This window comes from Ruegeria discodermiae, assembly GCF_030758345.1.
Taxonomy (GTDB): Bacteria; Pseudomonadota; Alphaproteobacteria; order Rhodobacterales; family Rhodobacteraceae; genus Ruegeria_C.
The window spans coordinates 336,439-356,374 of sequence record NZ_JAVAMO010000004.1 but is presented as its reverse complement, the minus strand read 5'-3'; the positions used below and the strand labels follow the sequence as shown (position 1 = coordinate 356,374).

Below are 19,936 nucleotides of genomic sequence, written 5' to 3'. Positions count from 1 at the left end.
TCGATCACGCCGCCTTCGCCTCTATCTTGGTCAGTGTCAGCACACCCGCTTGGATCGTGCGCATCATCTGGCCATCAAAATCGTCGCTCACCTCAATGCCATTGCCGACGGCCAGAGTTGCGCGCTCGTGGAGTACCAAGAAAGCCGCACTAACGGCTGATCTTCATCGGGAGTATCCGCCCGTAAGGGGTGTCTTGGGCCGGGCCGAATATTCTGAACCCCGATTTCTTGTAAGCGGCAATGGCGCGCGCGTTTTTCGGGTCAGGATCGGTCGCGACGACCGGAGCGCCGTCCGCAAACAGTGCCTTTAGCCTCTCAAGGATAAAGGCTGAACCATGCCCCTGCGCCGTCATTCCAGGCTCACCGATAAACTGGTCGATTCCACGAGACCCCTTTGGAAGTTGATAAAAGTGGTGATCCGCCCAACCGTGCACCGTGTAGTCCTGCATGTAGGCAAATGGACGTCTTGCATAAGATACAATCCACCGAGCCACGCGAGGGTCGGCGAGTTCTTCGCCAGTGCTGGGTTCACTGGACTCCCACCACTCACGAACATGCGGTTGCGAATGCCACTTCGCCAGCAGACCGAGGTCGGCTGTGCTCACCTTTCGAAACGAGTATTGTTCTGGCGCCGCCATCTCGGCACAGTATCACATTGGCGGCGGGCAACTAGGAGTTGGCCGGGCTATCGTGCCGAGCTCTTAGCCCCGCGCCACCACCAACGGCGGATCATCCGGGAAGCCGGGGGCGCGTTTCAGACGGTCGCTCCAGCCCCTTGCCCTTGGTCGGGGGTAGAGACAGTTCGGAGTATTCGAAAACAGAGGCCGAGGCCGCGTGTCCCCGTTAACTGGGTACCGACTGCACCCCCCGGCTGTCATCTTGTGATTCCGCGCGGTCTCACCCGCGAGATTGAAGCATCCGTAGCGCCGCTGCCGTATCTGAGTTGCTCAGCAGCGCAGCAAGCGGTGATGTCGTGCGGCCGCAGGTCAAGCACGATTAGAGCCCCCTTAGACCGGCAAGCCAGAGTTTAGAGGCTTAACTTGGCGAATACGTGCCAGTGGCGCAGCAAGTTTCCGCTAGGGCAACGTCTGCCCCCTTTGTGCCGCGCGCGAGTTGCCCTATCTCTCCCAGAACATTCCGGTAAGGGCCAACATGAAACTAAGCGTATTGGAAATCGTCTTTCTGCTGCTAGCCGCTGGTGTCGCTGTGACCGGCTTCGTAGGAGCCGTAGGCGCTCTGACGTCGGCGATATAGCCGTACCCAAAGCGCCCCGACTTCGGCCCCATTAGCTTATATGAACACTCACTGGGGCGGTCTGGATCACCCTGCGCAAGCTCAAGGTCGAACGTTTCGAGAAATGGCACCAAAAGCGTCGGATCTGCCATGTAGAAGGTCGTTGTGTCTCTGAAGCCTTAGCTAGCGAGGCACAAAGTCTGCGTTGTGCCCCCACAGGCCCCGTCCTGCGCGCTCATCCATCCATTTGTGCATGTCGTCGTATCGCAGCCCGAATGCAGAGGGTAAATCCGAGCCGGTCTGGTTTGCCCTCGACAAGGATCGGCCATTGGCATTCTTCGCGGGGCTTTGGGTTGATCGGATGAGCGTGCGGAAGATCGGAAGGCGAAGTCAACGCGGACCTCTTCGGCTTTCTGACCACCGAGCCAAATGACGTTGTGGGCGCGATCCATCCAAAGGCTATGCCCGCGATCCTGCATACCCCGGATGAGGTTAAGACGTGGCTAACAGCGCCTTGGGAAGGAGCTGGGGCGCTACAACGGCATTGCTTGATGGAGTGCTTGAGATGGTGGCGCGTGGTGGTGCGACAGACGGTTAAGCTTACAGCCCCGAACGCAAGCCTAAATTCCATTATCTGAACGAAACTTAAGAGTTGCTTCCGGACAGCTTCAGAATTGCTGCGCACATGGAGTCTAGAGACTAACAGATAATGAGGAGAAAACGGATGGAACATGTTCATACAATGACCAGCAACACCGGACTTACTCCGCACCTGTTCTCCAATTCGATGAACCGAAAGGCTGCTCGCAAAAAGAGGGCAGAACGCAAGAGGAAGCACACAGAAATTTGGAGAATGTCGGACATAGAGTTGCTCGACTTGGGGTATAGCCGGAGCGAATTGAAAGCGATACGGCATTACCACCATTGAGGCAGATGGCCCTCACCAAATTTCCCGCCAATTTTAGGTTTGCGGTCGTTTGTAAACGCATTCGTGCCTATCTTAACGCGCTGTTAAGCAGACACGAATGCGTCTAATTATTCCACTGTTGCTGCTGGCCGCCTGTAGCGCCACTGCCGCCATACATATTGAGCGTCCGTTTTGTCCCGCGTAGCCGACATCAACGCTGTGCCCGACGCCGCTGCGCTAACGTCTTGCGGTATTTCTCGGAGCAATACTTGGCGTCGATCCGCTTCCAGACGGCATCTGTGTTTGCTTAGAGAGTGCCTGTTAAATCCAGACTGATGGAAACAGCAGTACCAACCGCCGAAGCCGCAGTGAGGCTTATCATAGCAAAGGTGACGCATCCTGGCGTAGTGCCGCCTTGCGCGGAGAGTAAGTCAACGTCCGAGATTTCATCCTCGCTTGGTGGCTGCGGAATATGCAGATACCTTACGTTTGCCGTGTCGCGGACAAGTCGATATTCCACATCTTCCGGCAAGGGTCCAACCACTTCTTCAAGTGCGGCTCGCGGGTTGTCTTGAAGCCGTGTGATATAATCTGCGTCCTCAAGAGCGCGCGTGAGTATCGGGTGAACGTTTGGACGCGCTGATTCTGATATTGCTGTCATGTTCAAGGCTCCATCTCATCAAGATAAATGCATACATGTGCGATTTCCTGTTTCTTGGGATGGACTTAGTTAGCCAGCATTACAGCCGTCAGAATGCTGAATTAAGGATTGTTAGGCTTGTGCGCAGACCTGTTCACCGCGCATTGTTCTTCTTCCGGCACTCTTCTGTGCCGGAATTGGCGTGATGGCGATCCTAGTTATGACCGGACACTGAGCCAGTATGTGATCCGTGCCGACCACCGCCTATAGCAACAATGAGAACCCCTGACCCAATCACCATTACAATGCCGATAACTGAAAAAAGGCTCGGTATCTGATTGAGCACCAGCCAGTCTAGAAATGCACCAAACACGATTGCCACATATCCAACCGGCGAAAGCAGCCAGGCTGGGGCGAACTTGAACCCAGAGATGACACAGCCTGTGGAACCAAGCAGCAACAACCCAGCGATTACGAGCCACATTACGGTTTGTGCGCCAATGGGCTGAAAGGTCGCTACAGCAGGTCCGAATGTCGTCGCAACCACAATTACGTAGATATAAAGCAATATACGTTCTCGTGGCTCGTTCAGTTGGTTGAGCCGTCGCGACAGCAGGGTTTGCACGGCAAACAGGAACCCGTTCAGGATCGCAACGAGGTACCCGATGGAAAAGGCTGATAGCCTTGGATGCAGAGCTAGGCCGACCCCAATGAATCCGATCAACAGCACAACCCAGAACTGCCTTGGCATGCGCTCGCGCAGAAACAGAGCGGACAGGATTGGAACCCACAGCGGGGCAGTCTGGCGAAACAGCACAGCATCGGTCAATGGAATTGTGTGAAATGCATAAAACAGGGTACTCATCTGCAAGAAGCTGACGAGTCCACGTGCAGTTAGCAGGCCGGGATGCTCAGTTCTGACTGCATCTCTCACACCAAGTCTTAAGAGCGCGAAGGGAACAACAACAAGGCCACCAGTGAGCAGGGCAACAAACACCGCGACCCAACTCGAAGCATCCTGTCTTGTAAACTGAACAAAAAGCCCGGAACTGGCAAAGAAAGCGCTTCCCAGCGCCACCAGTCCGATACCAAGCAGACGTTTGTCCAATGGGTGTCCCCAGAACTCTGAATACGATCTCAGGTCAGCTTAGAGAGGTGTGCCTTGCATGTCTCGTCAATGCGTCAACGCCCTTAAGCAACGCGTGGTGAGGGACGCCGCCAATTCGGTGTCATCAGTCGCGAGTATCTTATTCAGTGCGCCCTTGCGATGCGCAATGCACTGTCCCTCGCTTGGGCTGCCCTTGAACTCAACGCGAGTGCTGTTCGTGGGCATCTCTTCTTTCGTCAAGGCCGCATACTCTTCTGTTTGGAGTTCGTTCTACGGGTTGTCATCACTGCTCAACTGCTTGCTCCAACTGTCTGGTTCTTCCTTCCCACATCCGGCCTCGCAGACCGTGTTTTTCCCACTCGGATAGTTGCCGCCATGCCTCCAGGCTGACCACGTGGCCTGTCCAAGTTTTGGATCGGAGTCCCGCTGAGTTGCCGTGCGGAATTTCCGCACGTGTCCCACCAGCAGGTTCTGCCGGTTCAGCGTTTGCTCAAGTGCGGCCGATAGTACCCCTTGCTTTAAGTGTCCTTGGTCAATGGGATGGATATTGCGGACGATATGACCGTAACAAGCGAAATTGCCGAGATACATCCGAGTGTTGTCCCACCCTGTACATCTAGTAGGTCCAGGTCAGATACCTCACCTTGAACGGGCGCTGCGGGAATATGGAGGTACTTTGTATCTGCGGTGTCCCGCACAACCTTAAAGGTCACACCCTCTGGTAGCTTACCAAGAACTTCTTTGATTGCTGAGGTGGCGTCGCTTTCCAGGCGCGCGCTGAAGTCTTTATCATTCCAGGCGCGCCCGTAGAGTGCTGCAAGCTTGTCGGCGCTGTTTGAAGTTTTGAATTCCATGACTTCCGTGCTCCTAGTTCGCGATGCGTAGTGCCGTCCCCTTTTGGGTGACCTCGAACCAGGAAGTAGGAAGGCGACCTGCGGCGCAGATTTCGAAAACATTAAGATCAACACATCCGGCGACATGGACAGATGCCAACGGCAAATCCCGCTATTCCTGCTAATCGGGGTGCTGCGCTCCATCTATCACCGCCGAAACATCCGGGTTGCATGACCACACCCTTGCTGCCGGGGTGATCTTATCAAGCAGCTGCTTTATCTCGTCCTGTGGCGTCATGAAGGATAGTGCGACCGGCAATTCTGCTTCAGGCGTGCATATTAACTCAAACTTAATCCGCGCCCCATTTGAGCCCAATGTGCCGCTCCAATCTCGGCGTTCAGGGAACGGGTTGCATACAGGGAGTTGGTGTCATGAGAGACCTTCGCCGTTGGATCTGTGTTTTTGGGCTAGCGCTGCCAATTGGTGCGGCTGCTCAAACTGACGAGTCGTTTGTCGGGTGCGGGCAAACCGAACTGAGGTTCAGCAATACTCTAATCGAGTTTGTCGGGGCCAATCCGGCCAGCGCCGGTGTTGGCGACCGCCGGATTTCTCACTGGTACCTGGAAGACTTGGGCGGGCTTTATGTTGGCGCGTTTGATGTCATCACAACCGTTTTGGGCGGTGACCAGGATATGGGGCATTACGTGAGGGTAGATGGCTCACTCGCGTTTCCAAACGGGGACATCTTTGTTGCCACCACCACGTCAATTGCTGATGCGGCAGATACCTATCGTTCGGGTGAAGCCCAGCAAGTGTACGATTGGGCCGTGACCGGCGGAACTGGTGACTTTGCGAACGCAAGCGGGATGGTGTCCGTGACGGTCCCGGAGAAGCACCAAGCCCATTTGGACAACCGGCCAATCAAGCTGGATGTTCGCTGCTAAAGCGTTTCGGCTTGAACCTGAATCGCGCGGGAGGCCGCTGAGCGCCTCCCAATTTCAGCCGCGTCGCCGGAGGTCGGGTTTCAATTGAGCGCTGTCTACCCAGACGCCAGCACGAAAGATGTGGCGCCCAGATCGCGCTGGTCTCATCCGCAGGCCGCCATCAGGCGATAGACGATCTGGGCGGCGGTGAAGTCCCAGGCCGTGTTGCCGTCAGGGGCCAGCTCCACCACGTCGAAACCGACACAGGTCCGACCTTTGAGCGCGTGTTCCACCAGATGCAGCGCCTGGTAGTATCCCAGGCCTCCGGGCACGGGCGTGCCGGTGGCGGGCATCAGCGAGGGGTCGAGCCCGTCGACATCGAAGCTGACATAGACATGATCGGGGAAGTCCTCGGGCAGGTCGATCTGGTGGAAATCATGGGTCACCAGATCCTCGGCATCATGGTAGAAAACACCATGCGCGGTGCGGCTTTCTGCCTCTTGCTGGCACAGGGCGCGGACACCGAACTGCGCCAGCCGCACGCCATCTTCGGCGAGCAGATGCATGACCGAGGCATGGCTGTGTTTCTCGCCCTGATAGGCCACACGCAGATCGGCATGGGCGTCGATCTGCACGATGCCCACCGGCTTGCCCAAGGCGCGTGCCACACCCGTTACGGCGCCATAGGTCAGCGAATGCTCGCCGCCCAGCGTGACGGGGATAGCCCCCGCGCGCAGCGCCGCCTCTGTCCGTTGCGCCAGGCTATCCATGATCGCAGGCATTGCGCCGGTGCAGTCCAGCGGCGCTTCGGTGAAGATGCCCGCCGCGCAGGGTTCGTGACCCCGGCAGAACCGCTCCAACTCGTTTGAGGCTTCGATGATCGCTCCGGGGCCGCGCGCTGTGCCCGCGCCGTAGGATACGGTGCGCTCCAGCGGGACCGGGATCACCCGGAACCGCGCGGTTTCGCTCCGCTCGGCCTCGGTCAACTCGCTGTCGAGGAAAATGCTCACGAGAGGCGCTCCTTGAAATCGTCATAGCCAAACTGTTTCACGATCCGCAGATCATCGGTCTTGGAATTCCACAATGCGATGGCGGGCAGGGGGACGCCGTTGAACGTGTTGGTCTTGACCATGGAATAATGCGCCTGATCGAGAAAGGCGAAGCGTTGGCCGATCTGCAGCGGGTCGGCCCAGGTGTAATCCCCGATCACATCCCCGGCGAGGCAGGACGGCCCGCCCAGACGATAGGTATGGCCCGCTTCGGCCTCCTCCATCAGCGCCGGGCGGTAGGGGGCCTCAATCACGTCTGGCATGTGGCAGGTGGCCGAGATATCGGTGATGGCAAGCGACATGCCATTGACGGGCAGATCGAGGATTTCGCCCACCAGAATGCCCGCATCCAGCGCCACTGCTTCACCTGGCTCGAGATAGACATCAACGCCGTAGGTCTCGCGGATCGCCCTTATGAAGTTCACCAGCCCGTCGCGGTCATAATCGTTCCGCGTGATGTGATGGCCGCCGCCGAAATTCAGCCATTTGAGCTGACTCATAAAGGGAGCGAGCTTCGGCGCTACGGCCTCCCACGTGCGCTGCAACGGGTCGAGGCCCTGTTCGCAGAGCGTGTGCATATGCAGCCCGTCCACCCCGGCAAGCGCATCGGCAGTGAGCTGAGACACCGGTGTGCCGAGGCGCGAGCAGGGTGCGCAGGGGTCGTATTTGGGCACCTCGCCTTCGGAATGCTCGGGGTTGATGCGCAGCCCGACCTGCACGCCTGCGGTCTGGGCCCTGGCGAGGAACCGGACCTTCTGGGCCGGGCTGTTGAAGATGATGTGATCGGACTGGGCGAGGATCTCGTCGATATCGCTGTCCTTATAGCCGGCGCAGAACGTGGCGACCTCGCCGCCATATTCCTCACGCCCCAGCCGGGCTTCAAAGATGCCGCTGGCGCAGGTGCCGCGCAGATGTTGGCGGACAAGCGGGGCCAGCGCGAACATGGAAAACGCCTTGAGCGCGCTGAGAACATGCGCGCCCGAACGGGTGCCGATATCGGCAAGGATCGTCAGGTTCCGTTCGACAGCCGTTTCATCGACAACGAAACAGGGCGAGGGAACGCGGGAAAGATCGAAGCGGCGAAACGCCCCGGCATCGCCTGCCTGTGTTGTCATCATCTCTGCCATGTCCGGCGTCTCCGCTTGACGGAAAGGCCGGGGGCGCTGCCCCCGGACCCCCGCCGTATTTTCAACAAGAAGAAGGGGCGCGCCGCGTCAGAACGCGACTGGGCCGCCCAGTTCGTGGACCTGCCAGGGCAGCCCATGGGTGTTGAGCATGTCCATGAAGTCATCCGGGTCGAGCTGTTCCATGTTCCAGACGCCCGGTTGCACCCAGTTGCCTTTCAGCACCTGCGCCGCGCCGATCATCGCCGGAACCCCGGTCGTATAGCTAACCGCCTGGCTGCCGACCTCGGCATAACATTCCTCGTGATCGCAGATATTGTAGATGTAATAGGTCTTTTCGCCCGAGCCATCCTTGGCCTGACCCGTGGCGATATCGCCGATACAGGCCTTGCCCTTGGTTTCCGCGCCCAGATCGCCGGGATCGGGCAGCAGGGTTTTCAGGAACTGGATCGGGATGATCTTATGTCCGTCATGCATCACCGGGTCGATGCGGGTCATGCCGACATTTTCCAGCACCTTGGCATGAGTGATATAGGCATCGCCAAAGGTCATCCAGAAACGCGCGCGTTCGATCTCGGAGAAATGGGTGGTCAGCGACTCCAGCTCCTCATGATACATCTGGTACATGTTCTTGGGGCCGATAGCGGGGAAGTCGAACTCGACCTTGGTCGTCATGGCCGGGCTGGTCTGCCAGGCACCGTTTTCCCAGTGACGCACCTCGGCCAGCACCTCGCGCAGGTTGATCTCGGGGTTGAAATTGGTGGCAAATTCCTGATCGTTGCTGCCGCCATTGGCGTCCAGCACATCGATCTGGCGGATCGTGTCCAGCTTGTGTTTCTTCAGCCAGGTGGCAAAGACCGAGGTCACGCCGGGATCAAAGCCCGAGCCGAGGATGGCGGTCAGACCGGCCTCTTTGAACCGGTCCTGATAGGCCCATTGCCAGTGATATTCGAACTTGGCCACGTCCTCGGGCTCGTAATTGGCGGTGTCCAGATAATGACAGCCCGCTTCCAGACAGGCATCCATCAGCACCAGATCCTGATAGGGTAGGGCGAGGTTAACAAGGATCTCGGCCCCGGTCTCGCGGATCAGCGCCACGGTGGCAGAGACGTCATAGGCATCCAGCGCGGCGGTCTTGATCTCGACACCCACCCGCTCTTTCACCGCCGCCGCGATCGCGTCGCATTTCGACTTGGTGCGGCTGGCCAGTGTGATCTCGGTAAAGATGTCCGCATTCATCGCCATCTTGTGCACGGCGGCGTGGCTGACGCCACCCGCGCCCACAACCAGTGTCTTGCCCATGGAAATTCTCCTCTGGCTCGGGGTTATTCGTAATATGTGTAGCCGTTGATGCTGTCGCGATAAGCGCTCATCAGGGTTCTGCGGTCCTTGGATTGCAGAGTACCGGTTGAGATCGCCTCGTCCACCATTTTGCGGAAGGCTGCGACGCAATCAGCCGGGTCGAACTCCACATAAGACATCACTTCCGAGATTGTGTCGCCCTCCTGCTCGTGCAGCAGGTCGAACCCGCCATCACCGCGCAGGTCGATGGTCACCACATTGGTGTCGCCAAAGAGGTTGTGCAGATCGCCCAAAGTCTCCTGATAGGCGCCGACAAAAAAGACGCCCATGTAATATTCCTCCGCCTCGGGCAGGGTATGCACCGGCAGGCTGGGCGAGACGCCGTCGGACAGGATGAACCGGTCGATCTTGCCGTCGCTGTCGCAGGTGATGTCGCTGAGCACCGCGCGCCGGTCCGGGGTCTGGTTCAGCATCTGCAGGGGTGTGATCGGGTGCAGCTGGTCGATCGCCCAGACATCGGGCAGTGACTGGAACAGCGAGAAATTGCAGTGATAGATATCGGCGAGGGTCTTTAGCTCGTCATCGACATCGGTTTCACCCTCGGCTGCCGCCACCAGCGCTTTGATCCGGGCCATCAGCGACAGATAGATGCGTTCGGCGCGCGCCATCTGGCGCAGGTCGACATAGCCTCGGCGAAACAGTGCGCGCAGCTCGTTGCGGTAGAACGAAGCATCGTTCCAGCATTCCTGCAACCGTTCGGCGCTCAGGTACCCGTTCACGGCGGCCAGATCGGACAGCAGGTGGTGGTCGTCGGGTTCCACCCCGGGCGCGCTGGGTGCGTCATAAAGCGTGCTCTCCAGCACGTTGAACACCAGCATCGACGAGGTCGCCACCACCGCGCGCCCGCTTTCGGTAACCAGCGTCGGGTGGTCGATCCCGGCTTCGTCCATGGCATAGCCCACGGTTTCCACCACATTGGCGCAATATTCCTCGACCGTGTAGTTGATCGAGTTCTCGGTGGCCTTCTTTTCGCCGGTATAATCCACACCCATACCGCCGCCCAGATCGAGATGCGTCAGCGGCACGCCCTCGGCAGTCAGTTCGGTGAAATAGCGGCAGGCCTCGCCCACGGCCCGGCGCACATCGTTCACGTCGGGCACCTGGCTGCCCAGATGCGAATGCTGCAGCTTCAGGCAGTGGCTCAGCCCGGCATCGCGCAGCTTGTCGACCACTGCCACCAGTTGATCGGTGTTCATGCCAAAGGCTGAACGGTCGCCAGAGCTTTCCTCCCACTTGCCGCTGATCTGGTTGGTCAGCTTGACGCGCACGCCCAGCAGCGGCTCAATGCCCAGTTCCTTGTAGACCTCGATCACGGTATCGGCCTCACGCGGGCTTTCCAGCACGATCACCGTGTTGAAACCGATCTTGCGGCTGAGGATGGCAAGCTGGATGAACTCGGCATCCTTGACGCCGTTGCACACGATCAGCGCCTCGCGCGCCAGACGATGCGCCAGTGCGATCACCAGTTCGGGTTTCGATCCTGCCTCAAGCCCATAGCTGTATTTCTGGCCGAACTCGACGATCCGGTCGATCACCTGTGCCTGCTGGTTCACCTTGATCGGAAAGACACCGCGATAGGCCCCGTTATAGCCCACCCGCGCAATCGCCTCGGCGAAGCTTTCGTTGATATGGGCGATCTCGTTTTCCAGATAAGAACTGACGCGCAGGATCATCGGTGCCTTGATGCCGCGCTGATCCAGATCCTGCAGAATACCCGGCAGGCTGATGGCGGGGGTTTCGGGGGAGAGCGGGTTCTGCAGCCCGATCTCACCGGCTTCGGTGACCACGATCAGCCCCTTGCCCCATTTGTCCACCGCATAGACCGAATGCGCGGGGTCCTGATTCTGTTGCAACTCGCGCGTTCCTTCTATCCAGTGTCCACCTTGCCCGCGCGTTTAAGCGAGGGAGAGCGATTCTTCCAATACCCAAACAACGTGCCGCTTGCCTCAGTCTCGCGGCCTCCGACCCGGAAAAACGGCGCAAATAAGGCGGTTATGGGCACTGACCAGGCGTCAATATTCGCAGCTGTTGCCAAAATACACTAGTGAGAGATCAACCATTCCTTTAGAAAACTGAGGTCCAAAGGGGGCACAACAGAATAGGGAATTGAATATGTTGCGCCGTTTCATTGCCCCTTTGGCGGTAGTATTCCCGCTATGCGCAGTAGCGCAGTCAGAAGTGCCCCTCACCGGCAGCGATGCCGTGATCACCGTGTCACGAAACGCTCAGGATGTCGGACTGATTTACCCCTTCGACGATCCGGCGCGCAACGCGCAGCCAAAATCGGAAGCGACCTGGTTCGCCCCTCTGCAGAAGCTCGGTCTGCGAAACAAGAGCGAGCCGACAGAGCCTAAACTGTCGGGGCAAGCGACCTCTCGCGCCAAGGTGGATGAGACGGTTGCGGCGGCTGATCCTTCGACCACCACCGAGTCTGCTGGCTGGCTCGCCAAGCTGCTCAAGCGCGATGATGCGGCCGGGACGTCGCGCTTCCGGCCCTTCGCCAAGCTGCGCGCGCGGGATGCTGACCAGCAAGACCCCGCAACGCAGTTCACCCTTGGCGGCAACCGCTCGGGCGCGTTGCTGGCACTGGATGGCGACGCGGGTATGAACTACAACGCCTTTCTGGGGGCTGATCTGGGCTCAGGCGTCACGCTGAGCAATGAGGTTGCGCGCAACTCGGAGGTTCTCAACCTGCTGGAGACGGAGCCACAGCATGACTGGCCGGGGAAACCACCCTCTGCCGCGTATGGACCGGCCTCGCGCGGGCATGGCATCGACACGCGCAAAGAAGAGCCCCGGATGGCGCCTCTGGGCATAAAACTGAGGTTTTGAGGGCACGTCGCCCCATCCCCTGACACGAAAAGCTTTTGCAGACCGGTCTGTCCTGTTAACCTTTTGTGAATAACAATAACAGCAGGCAAACAGGCAATGGATACGGGCTTTAACGGCACGTTTGTCATCTCCTGGGCACAGACGGAACTTGATGGCCTTACGGCTGCACCACTGGAAACACTGACGGTTGGGGCGGTTTGGTCATGGCGCGGCGAGGCCGTGCGGGTGGATGAGCCCAAGGGTCTGTGTGACACAGGACGGGCGGGCGACGACGACGCAGATCGCAGACACGCGGCGCAACAGGTGCAGCGGATGGTGGGCGCAGCGGTCGAGCAGACTACCAGCATGGGCGTGGCGGATCCGGGTCATCCGCTGATGGATCGCAGTTTTGTGGTCAGTGACGGAGCGCGGTGTTTTACCGCGACACTGATCGAAGCTGGCGATACGGTCCGGCCATTGTTGATGTTCCATGACGGGCTACCGCCACGCTATGAGGACCTACATATCGTGCAGCACAGGTTTGATGCATGGCCGGGGCCAAGCATCACCCCGGTCGCGGGCGGCGTCATCTGCTTCACCCCGGGTACTCGGATTCGCACGCCCGACGGGTTCCGCCTGGTCGAGGAGCTGCGCGAAGGCGATCTGGTGCAGACCCGCGACAGCGGCGCGCAGGAGGTCCAATGGGTCGGCAAGCGCCGGATGAGCGGCGCGCGGCTTTTTGTGATGCCGGACCTGCGCCCGATCCGTTTTGCCGCCGGAGCGTTTGAAGCCGACCGCCCCGATGCGGAACTGCTGGTCTCGCCCGAACACCGGATGCTGCTGAAGGGACCCGCCGCGCAGGCGCTGTTCAACACTCCCGAAGTGCTGGTGCCCGCACGGCAGTTGATCAACGGATCAAGCGTCCGCGTGGATATGGGCGCGCGCGAGGTGACCTATGTGCATCTGCTGCTGCCCGCGCATCAGATCATCTGGGCCAACGGTGTCGAAGCCGAGAGTTTTCACCCCGCCAGCGCCGCGCTTTCGGCCCTGACCGAACAGGACCGGGCCCGTTTGCTGCAACAGCGGCCCTCGCTGGAAAGCAACCCGCACAGCTACGGCGATTTCGCCCGCCGTCCGCTTTCGGACAGCGAGGCCGCACTGTTGCGGCACGAGGTCGCTTAACCCGATCTCTGCCGCCGCGCGGGCCATGAGGTCGCGACCCGCAGGTCAGTCCATGTGATAGAGCGATTCGTAGATCGGTGTCAGCGTCTTGTCCTCGAACAGCGAAGATACCGAGGTGCCGTTCCAGATGTTCAGGATCGCCTGGGTGAAGATCGGTGCGGTCGGCACGATGCGGATGTTGCCAGCCTTCTGGATGGCTTTGGTGGGCTGGATCGTGTCGGTCAGGACCAGCGATTTCATCACCGAATTGGTCACCCGTTCCACCGCCGGGCCGCTCATCACACCATGGGTGATGTAGGAATGGACCTCTTTCGCGCCATTATCCATCAGCACCTGCGCCGCCTTGCACAGCGTACCGGCGGTGTCGCAGATATCGTCCACGATCAGGCAGATCTTGCCCTTCACGTCGCCGATCACGGTCATCTCGGCCACTTCGCCGGGGTTTTCTCGCCGCTTGTCCACGATCGACAGCGGCGCGTTGATGCGCTTGGCCAGCTCGCGGGCGCGGGCCACGCCGCCCACGTCCGGAGACACCACCATCAACTCTTCCATTTGGTCCTTGAACTGGGTCTTCGCATCCAGCGCAAAGATCGGGCTGGCATACAGGTTGTCGACCGGAATGTCGAAGAACCCCTGAATTTGCGCCGCATGCAGGTCCATGGTCAGCACTCGCTCGATCCCGGCACCGGTCAGCATGTTGGCCACCAGCTTGGCGGAAATCGGCGTGCGGGCCTTGGTGCGGCGGTCCTGGCGGGCATAGCCGAAATAAGGAATCACCGCGGTGATCCGCGCGGCTGACGACCGGCGCAGCGCGTCCGAGATGATCAGCAGCTCCATCAGATTGTCATTGGCCGGGTTCGAGGTCGGCTGGATGATGAACATATCCTCACCGCGCACATTTTCGAACACTTCGACGAAAATTTCGCCATCATTGAAGCGCTCCACCCGGGCCTCGACCGGGGCCTGATCGACGCCGCGATACAGGCTCATCCGCCTGGCGATCGCATCGGCCAAAGGTTTGTTGGCGTTCCCAGCGATCAGCTTGGGTTCGGTCGGTGTCGGCATATGGAGAATCCCCGAGGCAGCGGTGTCGTATGTGACAGATTCGTGATGTTGACACCGCTTAGCATGGGCTTACCGTCCGGCAAAGAGAGCGTGATGGAGAAATCGACGATGGCTGACATTGACTACTTTTTTGCGACATTGTCGCCATATTCCTACCTTGCAGGCACCCGCCTGGAAGAGGTCGCCGCCAAGCATGGGGCGACGATTGCCTACAAGCCGATGGATATCGTGGCCCTGTTCGGGCGCACCGGTGGCACCCCGCCAAAGGACAGGCATGCATCGCGCCAGGAATACCGCCTGCAGGAGATGCGGCGGCAGTCGGACAAGCTCGGTATGGCGTTGAACCTGAAACCGGCCCACTGGCCCACAAATGCAGCCCCGTCATCTTATGCGATCATCGCGGCGTCCAAGGCGGGCGGGGGCGATCTGGGCGGACTCTGCCATGCCATCCTGCGCGCCTGCTGGGCCGAGGAGAAGGACATTGCCGATGATGCGGTGATCCGGGCCTGTCTGGAGGGCGCGGGGTTTGATCCCGCTCTGGCTGACAGCGGCCTGCTGGTCGGGGCTGAGACCTATGCCGCCAATCTTGAGGAAGCGGTCGAGCGCGGCGTGTTCGGCGCGCCGTTCTACATCACCGAAGACGATCAGCGGTTCTGGGGGCAGGACCGGCTGGATGATCTCGACCGGCATCTGGCCGGGCGGGCGAAGTGACAGTCCTGCCCGCCGTGGCACAGGGGCTTCATGTGCGGCGGCTCGGGCGTGGTGGGCGCCATGTGCTGGGGTTTCACTGCACCATGGCCCATTCCGGCGCGTTGCGCGGGCTGGCTCAGGGCTTGGGACCGGATGTTGCGGTGACCGCGCCGGACATGCCCTCGCATGGGCGCAGCCCCGATTGGGACGGGCAGGGCAGTATTCTCGACCGCATGATCGAGGCCGGTATCGCGTTGTTGAGTGAACCGATGGACCTGATCGGGCATTCCTTTGGCGGGGTGGTCGCTCTGCATCTGGCGGTTCAGCGCCCTGAACTTGTGCGCAGCCTCGTCCTGTTCGAGCCGGTCTTCTTCGCGGTCGCCAAACAGGACCGGCCCGAAGACACGGTGGAGGACGCAAAAAGCATGCAACCGGTGCATGACGCGCTGGCCGCCGGGGACCCGGAAACCGCGGCGCGGCTGTTCAACAGGCTGTGGGGGGCAGGCGGAGTGGCATGGTCCAGTCTTGCCGAGACAACCCGAGCGGCCATGACACGCGGCGTGGCGATTCTGGCTGATGCCAATTCCCAGATCACCCGCGATCCCCACGGGTTGCTGCGCCCCGGTGGATTGGACAATGTGACGGCACCGGCGCTGCTGCTGCGCGGGGCGCGCTCACCGGCGATCACCGCAACGGCCAATGCAGGTTTGGCCCAGCGTCTGCCGGATGCCATCAGCCTCGATGTGGACAATACCGGCCATATGGCCCCGCTGACCCATCCGGCCCGCGTGGCCGATGCGATCAAACGGTTCTGGTCAAGCGGCTGAGGCGCAACGCGCGCCCGGGTTACCCCATGCAAACCTGCCATCGGGCAGGGTGTCGGCGATCGATCCTTCACCTGCGCCCTTCGGGGCCTGCGTGTCGTAGCAGACGTGGAACCGGACCCTTTTGGCAGGGGTCTCGACCGACCGGTTGGCCGAGCGGGGGTGACGCCCCGTTTCCGATCTCCGCACCAGGTGGCGCCACCGATTTTATCATTCATGCGATCCCGGCAGGGGAGCACCGCCCCGGTCCCGCCGGTGGCGGGCAGTGGCGCATGGGCTATTGTTCGTCGAAGGCTTCGATCTTCGCCAGATCGCCCAGCCAGTCAAGCGCCGAGCGGGTCCAGAACTGCCGCTTGGGGACAAAGGACCCAGACTGATCCAGCGCGCCAACCCGGATGCCGATCTTGCGCGGCGGCGCATCGTCTGAGGTGGCATAGAGCGGCGCACCGCAATCGGCACAAAAGGCTTGCTGGCGGATCGCACCGCTCGCGGCGGTCTTGCGATAGATTCGCGGCGTGCCAGAGGTCAGTCTGAAATCGTTCTCCGAGACGGGCACAACCACCCGAAAGGGCGAGCCGGAGAGGCGTTGGCAATCAGAACAATGACAAATCCGCGTGCGTTCCGGGTCGGCCTCGGCCTCGAACCTGATCGCGCCGCAATGGCAGCCACCCGTTACCTGCATGTCACCCTCCCGCCAGATCGGTCATCGCAATGATTGCCGGCAGGGAGGTATTTGCAAGGCTGAAACGGGCGGGGTCAGTCGAACTTGCGGCTGGGGGCCAGAACCATGGCTTCGCCGATCAGAACCTTCTTGCCATCCACCGAGCAGTGGCAATCCAGCTTCACGCGGCGCTTGGCATGTTCGATATCGACCACCTTGACCTCGGCATAGACCATGTCGCCGGGGCGCACGGGGGCGAGGAATTTGAGCGACTGGCCCATATAGACCGTACCGTGACCGGGAAGCTGCTCGCCGATCACCGCCGAGATCAGACCCGCCGTCAGCATCCCATGGGCGATGCGCCCCTCGAAGATTGTGTCGCGCGCATAGTCGTCATCCAGATGCACCGGATTGCGGTCGGTCGAGACCTGAGCGAACATTTCGATGTCCTCATTGGTCACGACTTTGCGCAGATGGCGGCTCATGCCCATCTCGATATCTTCGATACAAATCGTTCCGCGCGGCAGGTTGTCCAACATGTCACCCTCGTCTTCCGCCATCGTGGCGGTAATTAACTGGCGTGATTCTGATCACGTGAGCAACTTTATTACTTCGCACTTGCAGAAAATCAAGACAATTCTGCGCTAGCGAAGAAATCCGATCGTGTAGGTGGGGTTGGACATTTCGCGCTTCAGATAGGCCTCCAACGCCTCGGGGTCGGGATCGTGATGGGTGTTGGTCTCGGTCGCCGCCAGACCGCCACTGATGAAAAGCGAATCGATCCCTTCGCCCATCCCCCCGGCGATATCGGTCAGAATGCCGTCACCGATGGCAAGGATTTCGCTATCCGGAATGTCATGGCCCAGGCTCTGCAACCGGCGCCGGGCAAGGTCATAGATGGGCGGGTGTGGTTTGCCGAAATAGAGGCTCTCACCGCCCATTTCCGCATAAAGCTTGGCCAGCGCACCGGCACACCATTCCCGCACCTCGCCGCGATCCACCACGATATCGGGATTGGCGCAGAGCAGCTTCATCCCCATCTGCTTGGCATAAAGGAAATCGGCCCGGTTCACATCCGGGTGGGCCATCGGGTCGAAGGGGCCGCAACAGACGATCCCCTCGGCCTCGCGCAGCGGCACGCGTTCGATCTCGACGGGGTTTTCCAGGATGTGCAGCGGTTCGAAAAAACCGGCATCCCGGCGCGGCTCGCCCATGAAATAGACCTTCTGCCCAACCGCGCCCCGGAACATGGCCGAGCGCGCCGAATCGCCGCTGGTGGCGATGGTGTCATAAGAGTCGCGCGGCACGTTGAACCCTTCGAGCTGGGTCATGACGCCTGCGCGGGGCTTGGGCGAGTTGGTGACCAGCACCACGATCCCACCGCGCGCGCGATAGTCTTTCAGCGCCGCAACTGCGTCGGGAAAGGCGGTGACGCCATTATGAACGCAGCCCCAGAGGTCGACGAACAGCGCGCGGTACCGGTCGGACACGTCGCTCAACGAGTGGATAATCTGGCTCATGGGGGCTCCTGCGCTACATCTTCCTCGGGATATGCCCGAAGCCGGCGGCGATGACCACAGCTTTGCGGGATAGCGGCGCTTTGATCGGAAGGCGGGAAAAACCGGGCTATACCCAGAGCAGGGCCATCACGGAGGGTTTCACATGACTGTCGACCGTCGCATGTTTCTCGCAGCGGGTGCTGCTGCCACCGCCCTGCCATTTGCCGGAGCCATTGGGGCCACGCCCTCGGGATCAGAGACGCGCCAGCGCGCGCAGGCGTTGCTGTCAGCGCTGGATGCGCCGCAGCGCGATGCAGCGTTGTTCGGGTTCGATACCTCCGACCGGATGGCTTGGAACTTCATGACCGGGTCGCGCCGCGCGCCGGGTCTGGCGCTGGAACAGATGACGCCGCCGCAAAAAGATCTGGCGCTGGATCTGCTCGCCACCGGGGCCAGCACGGTCGGGCTTGAGAAGGCAATGAACATCATGCTCCAGCAGGACATCCTGCGCGATGAATGGGGCAAGGGATCGGCGGATCGCAACCGCGAGCGGTTTTCGGTGCAGATCTACGGCACGCCCTCAGTCGAGGGCGCATGGGCCTGGCGGTGGGAGGGGCACCATCTGTCGCTGAGTTTCACCCTGCTGGACGATCAGGTGATCTCGACCACGCCAAGCTCGTATTCCTCGGAACCCAACACCGTGCCGTCTGGCCCCTATCAGGGCCTTGTGGTGCTCAAGGAAGAAGAGGCGCTGGCCCGCGCGCTCTATGGTGATCTGAGTGACAGCGCGCGTCAGGCGGCGCTGGTCTGGCCACGCTCGCCGGGCAATATCCTGTCCAATGGCGGGGCAGAGCGCGATCTGGCGGCAGAGGGCGCAGGTGTGCCCTTGGGCGATCTGTCGCAAGGGCAGTCGGATATGGCCGCGCGTCTGGTTGAGGTCTATACGACCGAGGTGCTGCCCGCGCCGCTGGCTAGCGCACAACAAGGCCGCCTCGCGGGCGAAGACATGGCGGCGCTGCGTTTTGCCTGGGGCGGGGCTGATCTGGACGGGTCGATCTATTACCGGCTGACCGGGCAGACCCTGCTGATCGAATTTGCCAGCCTGCGCAATCAGCCGCTGCACCTGCATGCGGTGTTCCATGATACCGCACGCAATTTCGGGCGGCATATGATCTAGGCGCCTGCTAGCCTCCGGGGTGATGCAGATCGCGCAGCAGCGCCTCGACCCGCCGGATCACGGTGCGGACCTCGGGGGCGAAGCGTTCGTCATCATGGGTGACCAGCCACTGATCATGGGCCAACGCCTCGATCGGGTCCGAGACGCGGATCAGACCGTTACTGTCGTCCCCGATGAAACAGGGCAGCACAGCGCGCGCCACGCCCGCCCGCGCGAGGTCGAGCGCGTTGCGCGGCCCCGTCACTTCGATCACCGGCTGCCCGGCGCTGGCCTGCGCGACCCACCGAGCCGAGGGCGTCTGGCCCATGACACGCACCCACGGGGTGACCTGCGGATCGGTGGCATAGGCGGCGAAAGCCACCCTGCCGACGCGGCGACAGGCCAGCCCGATCTGATCGGGGCGGTGGTTGCGGATGCCGATCACCGCGTCGCGGCGCCGGATATCCAGCACGTGATCTGCCGAGATAAAGCGGATGGCCACATCGCCGCCGGCAATCGCCTGCGCCTTACGGCAGAGCAGATGGGTCATCCACGTCCCTGCCGAAAGCTTGACCAGCGGCTTGCGCGCCTCCGGCTCCGGCATCAGCGGCGCGATGCGGCTTTCAACTTCTGACAGTTTGGCCAGCAGCGCCGTTCCTTCCTCGGTCAGCGCATAGCCGCGCGGCAGCCGGAGGAACAACTCGGCCCCCAACCGCTTTTCCAATGCCACCATGCGCCGCCCCAGCGTCGGCGCGCTTTTACCGGTCGCGCCGGAGGCTGCCGCCAGCCCGCCGCCCCGCGCCACGGCCAGAAACAGGCGCAGATCGTCCCAATCCAAGTTCGTTTCATTCATGAAATGAAGATTACA

General features: G+C 60.7%; 20 protein-coding genes. 6 read left to right on the top strand and 14 right to left on the bottom strand.

The genetic code is table 11. The annotated features are described in order from the left end of the window. Positions 1-4: 4 nt before the first annotated feature. The 5 genes from Q5Y75_RS12895 to Q5Y75_RS12875 all read right to left on the bottom strand — a co-directional run bounded on the left by Q5Y75_RS12895 (position 5) and on the right by Q5Y75_RS12875 (position 4,742). Entirely contained in the window at positions 5-139 is a 135-nt protein-coding gene (locus tag Q5Y75_RS12895) for a hypothetical protein (protein WP_306197928.1), read from the bottom strand. A gap of 10 nt (positions 140-149) precedes the next feature. After that, entirely contained in the window at positions 150-638 is a 489-nt protein-coding gene (locus Q5Y75_RS12890; protein ID WP_306197926.1) for a GNAT family N-acetyltransferase, read from the bottom strand. Positions 639-2,447: 1,809 nt separating this feature from the next. Next, positions 2,448-2,801 (bottom strand): hypothetical protein, encoded by a 354-nt coding sequence (locus Q5Y75_RS12885; protein WP_306197924.1) that lies wholly within the window; start codon positions 2,799-2,801, stop codon positions 2,448-2,450. A 193-nt stretch (positions 2,802-2,994) separates the two neighbouring features. Continuing rightward, on the bottom strand, positions 2,995-3,888 hold the full coding sequence (locus tag Q5Y75_RS12880) for a DMT family transporter (protein ID WP_306197922.1): 894 nt from the start codon (positions 3,886-3,888) through the stop codon (positions 2,995-2,997). Positions 3,889-4,406: 518 nt separating this feature from the next. Further along, on the bottom strand, positions 4,407-4,742 hold the full coding sequence (locus tag Q5Y75_RS12875) for a hypothetical protein (protein ID WP_306197920.1): 336 nt from the start codon (positions 4,740-4,742) through the stop codon (positions 4,407-4,409). 411 nt (positions 4,743-5,153) lie between these two features. Between Q5Y75_RS12875 and Q5Y75_RS12870 the strand changes: the two genes are divergently transcribed. Then, positions 5,154-5,666 (top strand): hypothetical protein, encoded by a 513-nt coding sequence (locus Q5Y75_RS12870; RefSeq protein ID WP_306197918.1) that lies wholly within the window; start codon positions 5,154-5,156, stop codon positions 5,664-5,666. A gap of 143 nt (positions 5,667-5,809) precedes the next feature. On the opposite strand, the gene speB is transcribed toward Q5Y75_RS12870, so the two are convergent. From speB to speA, 4 genes are all read right to left on the bottom strand, one after another. Beyond that, a complete protein-coding gene (speB, locus tag Q5Y75_RS12865; RefSeq protein WP_306197916.1) occupies positions 5,810-6,655 on the bottom strand; it encodes an agmatinase in 846 nt (281 codons plus the stop codon). Continuing rightward, a complete protein-coding gene (locus tag Q5Y75_RS12860; protein ID WP_306197914.1) occupies positions 6,652-7,821 on the bottom strand; it encodes a carboxynorspermidine decarboxylase in 1,170 nt (389 codons plus the stop codon). Before Q5Y75_RS12860 ends, speB begins: the two co-directional genes overlap by 4 nt. 87 nt (positions 7,822-7,908) lie before the next feature. After that, positions 7,909-9,120, bottom strand: a complete 1,212-nt coding sequence (locus tag Q5Y75_RS12855; RefSeq protein ID WP_306197912.1) for a saccharopine dehydrogenase family protein — start codon at positions 9,118-9,120, stop codon at positions 7,909-7,911. Positions 9,121-9,143: 23 nt separating this feature from the next. Continuing rightward, on the bottom strand, positions 9,144-11,033 hold the full coding sequence (gene speA, locus Q5Y75_RS12850) for a biosynthetic arginine decarboxylase (protein WP_306197911.1): 1,890 nt from the start codon (positions 11,031-11,033) through the stop codon (positions 9,144-9,146). Positions 11,034-11,358: 325 nt separating this feature from the next. Between speA and Q5Y75_RS12845 the strand changes: the two genes are divergently transcribed. Continuing rightward, entirely contained in the window at positions 11,359-12,012 is a 654-nt protein-coding gene (locus tag Q5Y75_RS12845) for a hypothetical protein (RefSeq protein WP_306197909.1), read from the top strand. 96 nt (positions 12,013-12,108) lie between these two features. Continuing rightward, positions 12,109-13,173, top strand: coding sequence for a Hint domain-containing protein (locus Q5Y75_RS12840; protein WP_306197906.1), 1,065 nt, complete (start codon positions 12,109-12,111; stop codon positions 13,171-13,173). A 45-nt stretch (positions 13,174-13,218) separates the two neighbouring features. Here Q5Y75_RS12840 and Q5Y75_RS12835 read toward each other — a convergent pair whose 3' ends face one another. Next, positions 13,219-14,238: a ribose-phosphate pyrophosphokinase gene (locus tag Q5Y75_RS12835; protein WP_306197904.1), complete on the bottom strand. Its 1,020-nt coding sequence runs from the start codon at positions 14,236-14,238 to the stop codon at positions 13,219-13,221. Between the two features lie 108 nt (positions 14,239-14,346). Here Q5Y75_RS12835 and Q5Y75_RS12830 point away from each other — a divergent pair, with 108 nt between their 5' ends. Beyond that, positions 14,347-14,949, top strand: a complete 603-nt coding sequence (locus Q5Y75_RS12830) for a 2-hydroxychromene-2-carboxylate isomerase (RefSeq protein ID WP_306197902.1) — start codon at positions 14,347-14,349, stop codon at positions 14,947-14,949. After that, the gene (locus Q5Y75_RS12825) at positions 14,946-15,755 is read left to right on the top strand and encodes an alpha/beta fold hydrolase (RefSeq protein ID WP_306197900.1); all 810 of its coding nucleotides are present in this window, start codon (positions 14,946-14,948) and stop codon (positions 15,753-15,755) included. Before Q5Y75_RS12830 ends, Q5Y75_RS12825 begins: the two co-directional genes overlap by 4 nt. A 274-nt stretch (positions 15,756-16,029) precedes the next feature. Here Q5Y75_RS12825 and Q5Y75_RS12820 read toward each other — a convergent pair whose 3' ends face one another. The 3 genes from Q5Y75_RS12820 to Q5Y75_RS12810 all read right to left on the bottom strand — a co-directional run bounded on the left by Q5Y75_RS12820 (position 16,030) and on the right by Q5Y75_RS12810 (position 17,933). After that, positions 16,030-16,434 (bottom strand): GFA family protein, encoded by a 405-nt coding sequence (locus Q5Y75_RS12820; RefSeq protein WP_306197898.1) that lies wholly within the window; start codon positions 16,432-16,434, stop codon positions 16,030-16,032. Between the two features lie 74 nt (positions 16,435-16,508). After that, positions 16,509-16,952, bottom strand: coding sequence for a MaoC family dehydratase (locus Q5Y75_RS12815; RefSeq protein WP_306197896.1), 444 nt, complete (start codon positions 16,950-16,952; stop codon positions 16,509-16,511). 105 nt (positions 16,953-17,057) lie between these two features. After that, the gene (locus Q5Y75_RS12810) at positions 17,058-17,933 is read right to left on the bottom strand and encodes a TIGR01459 family HAD-type hydrolase (RefSeq protein WP_306197894.1); all 876 of its coding nucleotides are present in this window, start codon (positions 17,931-17,933) and stop codon (positions 17,058-17,060) included. 142 nt (positions 17,934-18,075) lie between these two features. On the opposite strand from Q5Y75_RS12810, the gene Q5Y75_RS12805 reads away from it, so the two are divergent. After that, on the top strand, positions 18,076-19,089 hold the full coding sequence (locus Q5Y75_RS12805; protein WP_306197892.1) for a DUF3500 domain-containing protein: 1,014 nt from the start codon (positions 18,076-18,078) through the stop codon (positions 19,087-19,089). Between the two features lie 7 nt (positions 19,090-19,096). On the opposite strand, the gene Q5Y75_RS12800 is transcribed toward Q5Y75_RS12805, so the two are convergent. Beyond that, a complete protein-coding gene (locus Q5Y75_RS12800; RefSeq protein ID WP_306197891.1) occupies positions 19,097-19,921 on the bottom strand; it encodes a LysR family transcriptional regulator in 825 nt (274 codons plus the stop codon). Positions 19,922-19,936: the final 15 nt, after the last annotated feature.